Origin of the sequence: Natronoflexus pectinivorans (assembly GCF_004345615.1) — a bacterium.
Lineage (GTDB): Bacteria > Bacteroidota > Bacteroidia > Bacteroidales > Marinilabiliaceae > Natronoflexus > Natronoflexus pectinivorans.
Genome location: NZ_SLWK01000011.1, coordinates 66,327 through 81,683 on the forward strand (window position 1 = coordinate 66,327; position 15,357 = coordinate 81,683).

8 protein-coding genes and 1 tRNA gene are annotated in these 15,357 nt (G+C 39.7%); 4 read left to right on the top strand and 5 right to left on the bottom strand.

All coding sequences use genetic code 11. The features are described from left to right. Positions 1-36: 36 nt before the first annotated feature. Complete coding sequence (locus EV194_RS13335) at positions 37-1,377, bottom strand: sensor histidine kinase (protein ID WP_132434537.1); 1,341 nt, start codon at positions 1,375-1,377, stop codon at positions 37-39. Positions 1,378-1,537: 160 nt separating this feature from the next. On the opposite strand from EV194_RS13335, the gene EV194_RS13340 reads away from it, so the two are divergent. The 3 genes from EV194_RS13340 to EV194_RS13350 all read left to right on the top strand — a co-directional run bounded on the left by EV194_RS13340 (position 1,538) and on the right by EV194_RS13350 (position 7,449). Continuing rightward, positions 1,538-1,611: transfer RNA gene (locus EV194_RS13340), tRNA-Pro, on the top strand. 388 nt (positions 1,612-1,999) lie between these two features. Beyond that, on the top strand, positions 2,000-4,648 hold the full coding sequence (locus tag EV194_RS13345; RefSeq protein ID WP_243699414.1) for a cellulase N-terminal Ig-like domain-containing protein: 2,649 nt from the start codon (positions 2,000-2,002) through the stop codon (positions 4,646-4,648). Positions 4,649-5,244: 596 nt separating this feature from the next. Beyond that, positions 5,245-7,449 carry a trypsin-like peptidase domain-containing protein gene (locus EV194_RS13350; protein WP_132434538.1) on the top strand — a complete coding sequence of 735 codons (2,205 nt, stop codon included), beginning with the start codon at positions 5,245-5,247 and terminating at the stop codon, positions 7,447-7,449. A 6-nt stretch (positions 7,450-7,455) separates the two neighbouring features. Here EV194_RS13350 and EV194_RS13355 read toward each other — a convergent pair whose 3' ends face one another. From EV194_RS13355 to EV194_RS13370, 4 genes are all read right to left on the bottom strand, one after another. Continuing rightward, positions 7,456-8,463 carry a DUF4465 domain-containing protein gene (locus EV194_RS13355; RefSeq protein WP_132434539.1) on the bottom strand — a complete coding sequence of 336 codons (1,008 nt, stop codon included), beginning with the start codon at positions 8,461-8,463 and terminating at the stop codon, positions 7,456-7,458. Positions 8,464-8,473: 10 nt separating this feature from the next. Further along, positions 8,474-9,859, bottom strand: a complete 1,386-nt coding sequence (locus EV194_RS13360) for a TlpA family protein disulfide reductase (protein WP_165921897.1) — start codon at positions 9,857-9,859, stop codon at positions 8,474-8,476. A 95-nt stretch (positions 9,860-9,954) separates the two neighbouring features. Further along, on the bottom strand, positions 9,955-11,733 hold the full coding sequence (locus EV194_RS13365) for an aminopeptidase P family protein (RefSeq protein WP_132434541.1): 1,779 nt from the start codon (positions 11,731-11,733) through the stop codon (positions 9,955-9,957). Positions 11,734-11,795: 62 nt separating this feature from the next. Then, positions 11,796-12,851: a hypothetical protein gene (locus EV194_RS13370; RefSeq protein ID WP_132434542.1), complete on the bottom strand. Its 1,056-nt coding sequence runs from the start codon at positions 12,849-12,851 to the stop codon at positions 11,796-11,798. A 255-nt stretch (positions 12,852-13,106) separates the two neighbouring features. On the opposite strand from EV194_RS13370, the gene EV194_RS13375 reads away from it, so the two are divergent. Then, positions 13,107-15,176 carry a TonB-dependent receptor plug domain-containing protein gene (locus EV194_RS13375; protein WP_243699415.1) on the top strand — a complete coding sequence of 690 codons (2,070 nt, stop codon included), beginning with the start codon at positions 13,107-13,109 and terminating at the stop codon, positions 15,174-15,176. The last annotated feature ends 181 nt before the right edge of the window (positions 15,177-15,357 follow it).

Genomic DNA, 15,357 nt, shown 5'->3' on the forward strand with positions numbered 1-15,357 from the left:
AATCCCGAATATCTCGGGACTAACGATATACTGCAGTTATACCCCAGTGAGATTTTTATCCCACCACCTTATGTTTTTAAAAACGATCACATCAAGTGGCAGATTAAAATAGAAGGTGGTTCCACTTTTTCCATCGGACTGAAGGTGAATGGATCCCCCTAATAAATCCATAATGCTCTTACAGATGGATAATCCCAAACCTACACCATTTTTGTTGATGGGAGAGTTGGGTCGGAGTTGAGAAAATCTCTGAAATATAAACTCCTGTTTTTCAGGAGGAATTCCTGATCCTGTGTCAGAAACGAAAAACGTGAGTTTTTCGTTTAATATCAGACCAAACTTGATCTCTCCCTTTTCGGTGTGTTTGATGGCATTGTTCAGGATATTGGAGAATACCTGATATAGCAATAGATAATCTGATTCAATATAAATCCTGCTTTGGTTGGGATGAATCATGGTTGTTAACCTGATACCTTCTCCCACTAATGGATGATAAGCTTTATAAAGCTTATCAATTAATGCTTCCACATCTATTTCGGAATATTTTACTTCAACCAGTCTGGCATCCAGTTTGGAAATATCCATGATGTTATTGATGAGGTGCAGTAAAATATCACCATTCTCCTTTATAATTCCTGCGAACTCTTTTTTTTCCTCTTTGGTTACATCATTGGTCTCAAGCAGTTCTGTAAAACCTATGATTGCGTTCATTGGAGTTCTTATTTCGTGACTCATGTTTGCTATAAAAGCCGTTTTTATTCGCTCCGATTGCTCTGCACGCTCTTTCTCCTTTTGAAAATATCTTTTCCCAAAAGCCAGAAGCGGGAGCCCTCCGAAAAAGAATAAAAAGGTTACCATGGCAATGTCCCAGAAACGTTGTTCATGTCCGGTGTACCCGGAGATGAGGTGTGGATGATTATATTCGATCCAAAACAGGAAAGCTATATTGACAGCAAAAACTGAGGCCACAATTAATGCGATTTTATTACTTATTGTAAAGATCACCAGACCAAAGAATATCTGAAAAATCAGAATTGTAGGTCCATAAGAGCCACCGTTTAAAAACCACAACATGTTTAAAAGGTAAAACATGGTCGCTAAAAAGAGAATAATCCCAAGGTGTGTAAAATTGAAAGAACGAATTAATATGTATGCGGCAGATAACCATGCACCAACAAAAATCAGGTGGTTTGTAACCACCTGATCTATTCCAATCATGTGGTTGCCAAAAATGCAGGCCAAGCAAAGCATAATGCTGACGAGAAGTAGTTGCTTGAGAAGATACAAGGAGAGGTTTTTAGGGTTACTCTCCCATGCAATGGCTCGTTTGAGAATTCTGATAAATTGTGAATAAGATATTTTGATCCAATTAAACATTATGCTTCGATGCGTTTATTTTAAAAGATGCCTTAATGACAAAAGATCACAAGAATCTGTTTTTGTTGATAGATTTTAGGTGAATTTTTACAAAAATGTACATAATCTTTGGATTTTAGTTGCACGATTGAATAATTTTTTAATTTTGCGAAAAAATCAACGGGGTGTAGCGCAGTCCGGTAGCGCGCCACGTTCGGGACGTGGAGGCCGTGGGTTCGAATCCCGCCACCCCGACAAAATTAGAATGATTTCAGTTTATCAATTAACAATGGCCGCATGAAGATTTAATTTTCATGCGGCTTTTTGTCTGTAAATATATGCTTTATAAAATATACCTGCATTGTTACTGGAAGAATGAAAAATGACCTTTTTAAGAAGGTTCAATATCTAAAACAGTCATTTGTATTTGGTGATAAGAAATCGTTTGATAGGATATTTTTGTTTATTTTGGATTTTTTTAATTAGTTTTATGATAGCGTTAAGGAATTCAATTCTATTTCTCATTATAGTAACTGTTTAATTTAGTTTTCAAAGAGTTCTATAGATTATAGATCTTTATCCCAAGGCTTCTGGAAGAGTTCTCCCTAGTACTCGGGAACCTTAAAAAACAAATTATTAACACATGAAACGAGCCATGAGAAAGAGTTCTCACACAGGCGATGTACTGAGCCCGGTTGAAGTAAGGATGATTATCTGGCGAGTTCCATCTGGCAACAAAAAAACAAATTATAAACAGATGAAAAGATTTACATTTTTATTCATTGTAGTGTTGTTTTTATCAGCCTGCAATACTGATTCGTCTCAGAAACTCAAGCTCAACGAACTTGAGTATTTTGAAAGACAAGGTGTCAACGTCCTTGTTTATAGCAACCTCTTTACAGGAGGATTTAATGACGAGAAGACTGCTGGCATTGAAATTATTCACCATGGTGTTCGTACTTCACAAGGAGGAGCGGTCAGACTATCAAATACCCCGGAGCAATGGGACCTTGTTCCTGATATTCCGGAACGTACCGTGAATTTTGAGGATAAAAGCATAGAAGCAAAATTAAGATACGAACAGTACGATTTTGATTCACGTGTTGTTGTTAAAGCAAAAGGTCAAAGTGTTGAGATATCTGTTTACCTGGATGAGCCTATACCTGTTGAACTCGAAGGGGCTGCCGGATTTAATCTGGAGTTTCTCCCTTCACAATATTGGGGCAAAACCTTTATTATGGATGGTCGAATTGATCGGTTTCCGCGTTATGCTGTAGGAAATACTATTACAAGACCAAACAGCGAGAAAATAGAACAATACAAGGGATATGTAACAGCTGATGATAGGGGAACCGGTACTTTTATTGATCCACTTCCTTTGGAAACAGGCCGCAATTTCCTTATGGCACCAGATGATCCTGAGCGAATGGTGAAAATCACATCCCATGATGCCGATCTGATGCTTTTTGATGGCCGCATTCTTGCTCAAAACGGCTGGTATGTTGTTCGCAGTTTACTTCCTGCTGGAAAAACGGGTAAAGTTTTAACCTGGACCATTGAACCTAATGCAATTGAAGGTTGGATCAGGGAACCGAACATTGGTTTCTCACAAGTAGGTTATTTGCCATCACAACCAAAAGTTTCTGTAATTGAACTCGACAAGAAAGATAGACCGCTTTCAAGAGCATCCATTTTCAAAGTAAACAAAGATGGAAGTTCATCCAGAGTATATACAGGGAATATTGAAGAATGGGGAGATTATTTCAAATATCACTATGTGAAGTTTGATTTTACTTCAGTTGACGAACCAGGGATCTATTACATTCAGTATGGCGACTTAATAACAAACAATTTTATCATAGGAGAAAATGTTTATGATAAAATTACCGATGCCACCAGCGATATCTGGATTCCAATACATATGAATCATGTATATGTTAAAGAAGCATACCGGGTGTGGCACGGAGAGCCTTTTAAAGAAGGATATTTACAAGCTCCACCGGATACAGACCATTTTGATCTTCATTGGCAGGGGCCAACAACGGATACTGAATATGAAGCTCTGGAACTGATTCCGGGCTTAAATATTGGAGGCTTTTTTGATGCCGGAGATTTTGATATTGAAACCAGATCCAATATCAGCGTGGTTCAGAATTTTGTCCAGACATGGGAGTATTTCAAACCGCAACGAGACCAAACCTTTGTTGATCAGGATCAGCGTTATGTCCTACTTCATCGACCAGATGGAGTACCTGATATCTTGCAGTTTATTGAACATGGAACTATGCAGTTGGTAGCGCAGGCAGAAATCATCGGCCACATGGCGCAAGCTCTTTCTAATTCAGTTCTCTATAATTATCATCACCTTGGAGATGCCGTCTCCATAACCGACGGACTACCTTATAATCCTGAACTTGGACCATATGAAATTGCTGCTGACGGCAAATCCAGTGGAGTCAAAGATGATATGTGGGCATTCACAAGCCGCAACCCTGATCTTGATCTTAGGGCAGCAGCTATGTTCGCCTCAGCAAGCCGCGCTTTAAGAGGTTACAATGACGACTTAGCTGAAAGAGCACTTTATCAGTCAAAAAGATTGCTGGAGGAGGCTTCTGAATTACGCACTGATCAAACGCAAGAAGCAAATATATGGGGAAGTGGATTTGCGGATGTTTCAACCAATCTACAACTTTTTATTTCGACAGGTGAACAACAATACGCTGATAGATTTAAGGAACTTTTGTGGCCAGCTCTCGATCGCAATGTTGGATTTGTGCTTTTAACAGCACTTCACGGAATTCCACACATGCACGAATCTTTCAAAGATGAATTACGACCATATGTTGAACAATACAGAGACTATATAGAAGAATTGGAAAAGGATAATCCATATGGAGTACCTATTGGACTTGGAAACTGGGCAGGGAGTGGAGCCATTGTGAACTTTGGCACCACTATATGTTTCGCCAACAAGCATTATCCTGACATCATTGATGCCAACCATGCTTTCAAGACAACCAACTGGCTTTATGGTTGCCATCCATATCACAATTATTCATTGGTTGCCACTATTGGAGCTGCTCGTCCCAAAGAGGTATTTTATGGCAACAATAGAGCTGATTTTTCATTTATTCCGGGCAATGTGGCACCTGGTATTTTATTCAGGCAACCAGATCATTTTGAAAATTATGACGACTGGCCATTTCTATGGGGTCAAAATGAAGGAACCATTGGAGGAAATACAAGTTATTTGTTTTTCGGTTCGGCTTTCAAGAATATGATAAACAGATAGTTGTTTGTTTTATTTATTGCTAATGAATTGAAATTTAATTGTAACTATGAATTGGATGAAATCCAGTTCATAGTTGTTTTCTCTACTGACCGGCTAATTAATTTAGATTTCTCGCTCTGCTCGAAATGACAAAACTTTCAGGAGGTCAAGGCGAGTGAAGTGGTTATTGCGACGAAGCCGCAATAACCACTTCACCTCTCACAACGTAGCAGCTTGTCATTTCGAGCGAAGCTAGAAATCTATTACATGATTATCATTTAAAAAAATCTTAGTCGGACAGCAGAGTTATTTTTTAATTTGGAAGGGTTTCAAAAGAAATTAAGTGACTGTTGAAAATTTATAATAAATCCGCATTGAAGATATTTAGATGTTAGACAAGATTAAAGAGAAAATAAGATAATCTAATTATCTTTCTCTACTACTCTATCTGTCTATAATCTAACAGTCTTCGAGTTTATAACATGTTTTTAAATAAAGTTTCAACAGTTATTAAGTGCTTTCCCAATGAAGACGATTACAACCTTCTGTAACCGAAATATGAAGATTTCGTTTAACTTTATGATGTAAAAGAGTATAATTTATAGCTTTGTTATTTTATGATTATTCAGTATCCTAAGATGTATAGATATGTGTTTTTGTTCTGGCTACTTCTTCTTTTTGTAGACTTATCCGCTCAAATTTCCCGAGGAGGAAGTCCGTTGCCTTTGTTTGAGAGTGAGTTGGAAGTTCTGAATGATATGGCAGAAAGCATGCCCGGTTTACCATTAAGAGTTCAACAACAATATGCAGTCTTTGATAAACCTGAAAAGGGAACGCCTCTTCGTTTCGCACACACTTATGACGTCACTCTAAGTCCCGAAAACTCCGGTTACATAACAAAAAAAAATGATGGAACTGCAGTATGGCGGCTGTTAATAGAATCAAAAGGAGCTTATTCATTAAATCTTATTTTTGATCAATTTGCACTTGCTCCAGGATGTTCTCTCTATATTTACAATCCCGATCAGAGTGTGGTTTTGGGTGCGTTTACGCACCAAAACAACTTGCCATCAGGGCGATTTGCAACAGCCCCGATACCTGGTGATCAAATTATTGTGGAATATCATCAATCTGCCGGACAATCAAAAAGATCTTTATTGGAAATAGGTTCTGTCAATCATGATTTTTTGGATCTTTTTTCTTTAAAATCCATCAGTAGGTTTAACAGAAGTGGGAGTTGTAACCCTGATTTTACCTGCGAAACCGATGATTTATGGCTTGAAGCGGGTCAATCAGTTGCCAGAATCATGGTCAATGGCAGGGATTTGTGTTCGGGAACCTTAATTAATAACACGCGGCAAGATGGTAAGCCCTATTTTTTAACAGCTGCTCATTGTATTACTGATATGAATGATCCTGCCACAGCTATATTTACATTTAATTACCAGGTTCCCGGATGCGATGGGCGAGTTGAAGGAGCATTTACCCAAACTCTTTCAGGTTCGTTTTTAAGGGCATATGTTGAAGATTTAGATGTTACTCTGCTGGAAATGTCTGAAATTCCTCCGGCTGCTTATCGTCCATACTGGGCAGGCTGGGATCGTACCACCAATCCACAGGGAGAAGTTACAACCATCCATCATCCTGAAGGAGATGTGAAAAAAGTAGCAAGATCAGAAAATGCACCTACTGCCGCCTCATTTAATGCGTCTTCTCCGGGTGGGGTTCCATTTATTGGAAATTCGCACTGGCGCATTGCCAGGTGGAGTGAAGGAACCACAGAAAGAGGATCTTCAGGCTCTCCTTTATTTACTAATGAGGGGAAACTCATCGGTAGCCTTAGTGGTGGCTCTGCCACTTGTTCGAATCCTGTTAATGATTATTTCGCCAGATTAAACCGAGTATGGGACTATTATGAGGATGAGAGCCAGCAATTGGCTTTTTGGCTTGATCCCGATGAAACCGGCGCCAGTAGTCTGGATGGGTTACAATATTATAATGAGCAGGAGAAGGTACTTAGATTGAGCAATTTTTTGTTTGAAGATGTTGCAGGAATGGAGAAATACTCCGGTAGCAGTGGATTCTGGTCAGGACATAATCTGTTTGGCGACCAGGCATTTGCCGAGCAATATGGCCCCTTTTCAGAGGTGACTCTTCATGGTGTTTATGTAATGCCGGCCCGATCCGATTTTTCTATGACTCAAGATGTGAATATTTCTGTTTGGCAAGGAGTTACCGAGCCTGAAGTAAAAATTCTGTCAAGAAGCAACATTAACCTTTTAAGCCTCCCCGCAAATCGTGAGTACTTTTGGAGATTTAACGAATCATTGAATACCCATGGAAATATATGGGTTGGTGTTGAGTTGAATTACAATACTCAAACTGACAGTGTAGTCATATATCACTCTCTTTACAATCCCTCAAAACAAGTTGGAACGGCATGGGTTATGGATGCAAATAACCAATGGAAAAATTTGGCTGAAAGAGAAAATTCTATTTATCCTGTCTCTTTCTGGATTGATCTTCTGGTTTCAAATGTTCGTGATCTGGACACATCTAACGTTGCACCAACTACAACCGATTTTATGGTTTACCCAAATCCGGTTATTAATGAAATCAGATTTCATATACCTGATTTTACGGGTTATGCCAAACTGGAACTCTATAATCAATCGGGTCAGAAAGTTATTGAACACAGAGTTCCTGTATTGGATTCAATAGGTACTGTTGCACATCACGGAACTTTTCCGGGACTTTATATTTATCGTTTATTTGCCGGGGATAAAATATACAATGGAAAAATATACATAAAGGCAGATTAACTGCCTTTATTCTATAATTCTAATGTTGTCAATACACACATAAGGAGGTGTCAACATCATACCGTTTTCATCTGTTAGACTTGTGGCTAGCGACAATGAAACGCTGTTCACTTTCCCTAAATCACTAAGGCTTACTGTTTGCCAATTATTTACAATGTAGTTTTGCCTGTGATTGTCAAATCTGAAATCGGCCAAAGGAAACTCAATCTCACCGGTTTTTACTCCATTGGCATCAAATCCTTCAATGGTCAGGATAAACCAGTCTTTTACATCATTGTTTTCTCCTCCAAATCGGGGTATTCCATCTACCGTGCCAAAGCGCATGATCAGGAAAGTAAGTTGGGTATTGCTAACTGACATAGAGCTTATAAGCCTCTCCTCGCGGTTCTCAAAATAGAATGCAACAATATGAGGATCCACCGGTTGGTGGTAAACCATAAATGGATTTCTGTTGCGAGTTGTGGCATAAGCTGTAAACCTTCCGGGTGTCTGAACAGATTGCTGACTGTATTTATTGCTGAGCGCATAACCTACCCACTGATTTTCTGAAGGTGCAATGGTTGGAAATATGGCTCCTTTAGTTCTGAATCCCGGTTCTGACGGGTAGATGTCCAGTCCAACAATTGCTGTATCATTTTTAAGCTCAAATTCGTTAAAGTTGATGAGAATCACCGTGTTTACCGGAATTACTATAGAGTCGGATCCACTGGGAGATTCAACTACGAATGAATAAAAGGAAGTTCCCAGTTCTTTACCAATGTGCTTGATTTCTTTCTCTGTGGACATAAACTCCCCGTTCAGATACCATCTGTAATTGGTGTCATAATTATAGGTGATCCTGGGTGAAATAACAAGCGTATCTTCAAGTTCAATTTCTAGACCGGTATCCGGCATATTTATATGAATGCCTGGAGGAGGAATTTCTTTTTCATGGTTTTCACAAGCAGTAATGGTTAATACCATTACTGCTGATATGATAAAAATAATCCCCTTAAGAAAGAGACGGTATCTCATTGCATATTTTTTAATCGTAATTTCTTAGTAAATGCTCTATGAACCCGGGTAATTGCCCTGCATCAATTCTTTTCCCTGCAATTTTTTTATCTCTGTCGAGAACATACAACATGGGTGTTGATCTGATATCGTAAAATTGACGGAACCGGGTTTGATGAAAGGGATCAAACACATTAATCCATTCATGCAAACCATGCTCATCAACAAACTCATTCCATTCCTGCATGTCGTCTAAACTATATACTGCAAAAACTTCCACTCCTCTGTCTCTGTATGGAAGGAATACGTCCTTATACAATTTTGGGAGTTCTTTTTTGCAGTGTCCGCATGATGGTTCATAAAAAACGATGATTGTTATTTTGGCATCAACAGCATGTAATCTGGCAGTTCCTCCATCAATGGTTTGCATTCGCAAATCTTGAGCTGTTTTCCCGATAAGTGTGGGTTTAATAGCAGTAACCCGTTCCTGTAGATTCATTAAAAACTGCTCACTTGCCCAAGTGGCATCACCAGATAAATAGTATTTTTCTGCAAGAGCAACCATTGCTGCATCCATTCCCATGATGTTGCTTTCATTGGCTCTGTTAAAAAAGTACTGAACCAGAAATCTGAACATGGTCGCGTTATCCCTGCTTTTTTCAATTATTCTGATGGAGGCATCGGCAATGGTATCCGGAATCTGAATGATTCCCCGGTCGAAATAGTTTTCAAGTCGCTGTACAAAAAAAGGAGTTCTTAGCAGGCGTTCATCAGTAAAGTCAATGTTATCGAAATAGTGGTCGCGAAAATGACGGTATCTTTTTATTTGTAAAAGAGAATCGGGATTGGATACTCCATCAGGAATATTAAATTCCGGCATTGAAGGTTCCTGCATGCTTTTTATAAATGTAGCAGTGAATGACTCCGGATGATTGGTGGTGATGTTTTCCCAATACTCTTCTACTTTCTGATTGATTTTGGTCAACTCTGCTCTTAACTCTTTTGCTTCTTCAGAATCTGATTCAACGGCCTGAAGCTTTTCTCTATATGCAGATGACTCTTTTTGTCGCTCAGAAATGAATTTTTGATATGAGAGGAACAAAGAAGGGTCTTTTGCCCCGGAAATCGACATATTGCCAACTAAATCCAAGGTATCTGTTCTTATAGAAAATTTCTGTTCCTTATCAATTAGCACATCAAAATACCTTCCATTTGGAAGATAGAAGAGATATAAGCCTCCCTTAAGTGATTCTTCTCCACTAAAGATGGCCGTGCCTGCCGAATTGGTCGTCGCAGTATCACTAACATACATCTGTTTATTGTAATAATATCCCAGAATGATATCCTGATTTTTGATCCCGTTTACAGTAACGCTGATGTTATATCCATCATCAGATGCCTTTAAACCTAAGGTCATGATCAGGCAAATCAAAAAGCAACCTGTTTTAATCATTGTAACTGATGTTTTTTGTTTGTTTTATAAGTTTGTTTTGATGCCATGTAATTAATAAATCATATAGCAGTGGTTTTGCTTTTTAACCATGTTTTATGTTCCTCATCCAGCATTGGTGCCAGCTTGTCATAAACCATTTTGTGGTAATTATTTAGCCACTCGGCCTCTTCAACGGTTAATAACTCTTTTTTTATCAACTTGGTATCAATGGGACAAAGGGTTAATGTTTCAAACTCCATAAACGAGCCAAACTCGGTCTCTATTTTCTCCTTACACAGAATCAGGTTTTCAATTCTTATGCCATATTCTCCGGTTCGGTAGATTCCCGGTTCATTAGAAGTGATCATTCCGGGTTCCAGCTCAACGCCGTTATCCTGAGGTCGTATGCTTTGTGGCCCTTCATGTACATTTAGAAAATAGCCAATGCCATGACCTGTCCCATGCCCATAGTTGATGCCAAATTTCCACATTGCTTTTCTTGCAAGCGGGTCGAGGTGCACTCCTCGTGTTCCGGCAGGAAAAATGGCAGTGGCTAGTGCAATGTGACCTTTTAATACCAAAGTGTAATCAACAGCAGCTTGTTCAGGGAAATCTCCCAAAGCCACAGTTCTTGTAATATCGGTGGTGCCACCCGGGTATTGCCCTCCCGAATCTATAAGAAAAAGCCCCTCGGGCTGAAGCTCTATGTCTGAATCTTTGTTTACAGAATAATGCACGATGGCTCCATGACCTTTGTATCCGGAGATGGTGCTGAACGATTCTCCGGAAAATCCTGGTTGTTTGGCACGAAAACTTTTAAGCTGTTTTGCAGCAGAGAGTTCTGTGATGGTACCTGAACCAACATGATCTTCGAGCCACTTGAGGAACTGCACCATTGCAACACCATCGTTGATGAGTGTTGCACGGAAATTCCCGATCTCTTTCTTGGTTTTTCTCGCTTTTAAAACAGATACAATGGAACGCTCTTCAACTTTTTGTGCAGCCTGCGACATGGTGGCAAAAATAGTATAGTTTGTTCTGTCGGGGTCAATCAGAAATCTTGCTTCTGAGGATATATCCTGCACATGTTGATAAAAGTCATCGTAAAGCGAGACTTTTATGTTGTCTGTATCCAGTTTACGGGCAATTCCGGCGGTTAATTTATGCGGGTCGATAAAAAATCTTACCTGATCGTGTTCAATAATAAGAAAAGAATGAAATACCGGATTGTACGGCACATCAGTTCCTCTTAGATTCAATACCCATGCCACCTCGTCGAGCATGGAGACGATGTAATGGGAAATTTTCTGTTTACGCATGTACTTGCGGATGGCCTCCAGTTTTGCGGCGCGGGTTTGTCCACAAAAATTGTCATCATGCTCAAAGACGGAGTCTTCAGGAATTGGGGGTCTGGTGTCCCAGCACTCCTCGGCAAGGGTGAATTTCAAATCGCTCTGGATTCTATGATCACGAAGCGTTTTCACAAGTTTTCGTACCTGAGAAACAGAAAAAAGAACTCCATTAATGCCAACTTTATCTCCAGGTTCAAGAACATGGGCTAACCATTCAGCATATTCAGGTACATCTGGCATTCCTTCCTTATATAGTTGTACACATGAAGTGTCCAACTGGCTTTCTGCTTGAAGAAAATATCGCGAATCGGTCCAAAGACCGGCTTCGTGGGCTGTAATAACCAATGTTCCTGCCGATCCGGTAAAGCCACAGATCCAATCCCTTGTTTTCCAATGCTCCGCAGGGTATTCACTTAAATGCTGATCGCCATAAGGAATGATGCAGGCTTGAATGCCTTGTATCTCCATTTTGCTTCTGATGAGGAGCAGCTTATCTGATGTGTACATGTTGAGTTTTTTATGTTTTTGTGGATCTACATCCACAAAATTTTTATTCAATGATATATCTCTTAATCAAAAGCCGATTCATTGCTGATTGTAATGTCACAGTCGGTACCAAAAAGTATGATGGTAGGACTAACGCCGGGGGTTCTCTGACTGAAATTTCCGGAGAAGGATGTCACATTGTTTTCAATTATTACGCGCATTTTTTCTGATGCATAATGGGTAAAGGTTCCGTTGGCAACTTGTCCGTGCATGGTGTAAGGTGTTTCAGCGGCAATATTCAAAAGAATATCAGCCTTTCTCGATGAGGTGGTTAACTCTCTAAATCCCTTGTCAAAACCTCTAATGGTTACACTGCCTTCATGTATATCAATAAACCCTCTTTCGGTAAGTTTGTTTATGGTTATAAATGAAAAGCCCGATTCTGCATGCAATTTATCCACTTTGTTGATATCCACTTTGCCGGTAGATGAAATAATATTCAAGTTTTTTGCATGATATATGGATCCTTCGGAGAAATCAGAACTCAACTGAACCTCACCAAGTTTTTGGATATCGAGGGAACCGTTCAGGTGGGTGATTTCACCGTGGTTAAGCTCCATGATCTGTATGTTTCCGTTGGAAACATACAGTGAGCCATTATTAATTTTTGCATGCTCTCCATTCAGGCTTCCATATTCCAGATTGATATGTGCATCTCCTTCAAAATTAATCAGTTCAACATTTCCGAATCTGTTGTTTACATTGATTCTTAAGCTTTTAGGTGCAAACACATGATATATGATTCCAAAGTCAAAATTAGAAAAGAAGTTGCTCCCGAAGCGGGTGGTATAATGAAGTTTCTCAGAAGTGTGTTGCTGGTTGATAAATATATCATTGATAACTTCATTGGCAGCAGCATGTATTGGGGCATTAACCCATGTGGTTGTTCTTACCAGAATCGAGTCACTTTCCCATGTGGTGAAGAAAACATGCCCGTGGCGATTGTTGATTTCAATCTCTTTAATGTTGTTTCGGGTAAAATGATCTTCCCCGGTTTGTGTAAATCTTGGTGGAGCATCTGTTTGTCCCGTCAGACCTAACGAAATTGTTAAGAAAATGAGCAAAAATAAAGTCTTCATATATTGTCGATTGTATTTTAATCCTGAATCATATTGCCTTTACGCAACTTTTGTGCCGAATGTTTGGTTGTAACAAAAATAGCTAAAATTCAGAGAGAATCTTATTAAATATAGGGATAATCTCAGGTTTATCGTAATTTTAGCCGGTTATAATCAGTCATCCCTGATTTGAAATCTGCATGGGTTTATTTGCATTGGAATTAATCAGGATAAACCATGCTTATCCTGTAATTGTTTAATTTTTTATTGATTAAAATGATGAAAAGAAAAGAGTTTTACGAAACTAAAAAAGAGGTGTTTTTTAAGAACTGGGTGCATAAAAACTATGCAGTTTTTAATACACTAAATCGACAAATAAAAATTGGGTTTTTATCACTGGCTTATTTTACCTGCCTTGGTTATCATTTAACCCTGGCTGGCAATACCACCGACAGCATCAATACAAAAATTCGTCTTGATGAGATAGAAATCAACGCCAGAAGAGGACCGGCAGTGTATTCGGAGGCCGGACGAACGGTCACCATTTTGTCCCGGGCACAGATAGAGTCTTTGCCTGTTCAGAGTGTGCAGGATTTGTTGCGTTATGCCATGAGCATTGATGTGAGGGAGAGAGGCCCGTTGGGTGTGCAGGCCGATATTAGTGTTCGAGGAGGTTCTTTTGACCAGGTGATGGTTCTTCTGAATGGCATCAACATTTCTGACCCTCAAACTGGTCATCACACCCTTAACCTGCCCATTGATTTGGCAAGTGTTGAACGGGTTGAAATTCTCAATGGCCCGGCTGCCAGGGTTTATGGTCCCAATGCATTTAGCGGTGCCATTAATTTTATTACCAATTCAGGAAAATGGGATGAGGCGACTGTCTCAATTTCCGGGGGTCAAAACAGGCTTTATAACCTGGGAACAACAATAGCTTATGGTACAGGTAGCCTTAATAGTTTCCTGGCGGTGAATAAAGGTGGCAGTGATGGCTACATCGATAACACCGATTTTGATGTCTTCAACATCTACTACCATGGACAATTAAACATTGATCAACAAAAGCTCTCCTTTCAAAGCGGATATACCGAAAAAACATTTGGAGCCAATGCTTTTTATTCTGCACGCTTTCCCGATCAGTTTGAGAACACCCGCACGTTTTTTAATTCTATTTCAATGGAGTCTGGTGGATTGGTAAAGATACGTCCAAACCTTTACTGGCGCCGTCATCATGATCGTTTTGAGCTATTCAGAGATATGGAGGGAGCTGAATCCTGGTATCCCGGACATAACTATCACATGACCGATGTTTTTGGCGCCGGCGTAAATGCTTCCATCCCCTGGGTGCTGGGAACCACATCCATTGGTGGCGAAATGCGCGGGGAGTCGGTTTGGAGTAATGTTTTGGGGCTTCCTATGGATGAGCCAGTGAAGGCTCCCGGTGAAAGCGATGGATATTTTACCCGTCATTTCAGTCGGAATAATTTCTCAATATTTGTTGAGCATGCATGGACAATAAAGGCGCTGAATATTTCTGCGGGAGTTTTGATGAATCAAAACTCACAACTGGGTTTCGGAATCGATTGGTTTCCCGGTATTGATGTGAGCTATTGGTTTACACATAACCTCAAATGGATGGCAGCCTGGAACCAGGCACTGCGGCTACCTACGTTTACCGATTTGTTCTATTCGGGGCCGACCAATGTTGGAAATCCTGATTTAAAGCCTGAAAAAGCTTCAACCATAGAATCGGGATTTCGTTGGAGAAATAATTGGCTCGACATCCAACAGGGAGGTTTTTATCGAATTGGTGAAAATTTAATCGACTGGGGACGAATTCCCGGTGAGGAGATTTACACCACCTCCAATATCAATAGAATTGAAGCTTGGGGAATTGAACATGCTTCTAGCATTTCACTTTCGGAGGCCATTCCCGATCAGAAAATCATTAAAAACATCAGCATAAACTATTCATACATCAATCAGGATAAAAAAGCAGATGATGGATATGAGTCGGCCTATGTTCTCGATCACTTAAAACATAAGATGAATGTAGGTTTGGTTCATGGCATCGGTGTTAACCATGTTACGCTAAGCTGGAATGCACAATATCAGGAGAGAGAAGGCGGTTTTACCAGTTCTTCAACCGGTTTGTATCAGTCATATCAACCGTTTTGGAGAACCGACCTCCGCATTAACTGGCAACCTGAAGTCAGTTCTGATTATGCATTGCATGCTTATGCTGAAATCGCTAACCTATTTGATAAAAAATATGCAGACCTGGGAGAACTTTATCAACCGGGACGCTGGTTCAGAATGGGGGTGAGGATCAACTTTAAATTATAGAGGTTAAAACACGGAGATGCAAAACGCAAAGTTTGGCATTATGCTGAAGAAGCGAACTTTGGTGTAAGCGTTTAAAATATTTCAAATCAGGGATGTTTTAATTTTAAACGCAGAGTTTTGGTTTAAGTCACAACAACTAAATTTTCTTGAATGTTTCTTAATACTATTTCCATCATAGAGT

Coding starts and splice junctions, on each gene's coding strand:
- EV194_RS13370 (WP_132434542.1), bottom strand. CDS start 12,851: ATGAAGACTTTATTTTTGCTCATTTTCTTAACAATTTCGTTAGGTCTG.
- EV194_RS13365 (WP_132434541.1), bottom strand. CDS start 11,733: ATGTACACATCAGATAAGCTGCTCCTCATCAGAAGCAAAATGGAGATA.
- EV194_RS13350 (WP_132434538.1), top strand. CDS start 5,245: ATGATTATTCAGTATCCTAAGATGTATAGATATGTGTTTTTGTTCTGG.
- EV194_RS13335 (WP_132434537.1), bottom strand. CDS start 1,377: ATGTTTAATTGGATCAAAATATCTTATTCACAATTTATCAGAATTCTC.
- EV194_RS13345 (WP_243699414.1), top strand. CDS start 2,000: ATGAAACGAGCCATGAGAAAGAGTTCTCACACAGGCGATGTACTGAGC.
- EV194_RS13375 (WP_243699415.1), top strand. CDS start 13,107: ATGATGAAAAGAAAAGAGTTTTACGAAACTAAAAAAGAGGTGTTTTTT.
- EV194_RS13360 (WP_165921897.1), bottom strand. CDS start 9,859: ATGACCTTAGGTTTAAAGGCATCTGATGATGGATATAACATCAGCGTT.
- EV194_RS13355 (WP_132434539.1), bottom strand. CDS start 8,463: ATGAGATACCGTCTCTTTCTTAAGGGGATTATTTTTATCATATCAGCA.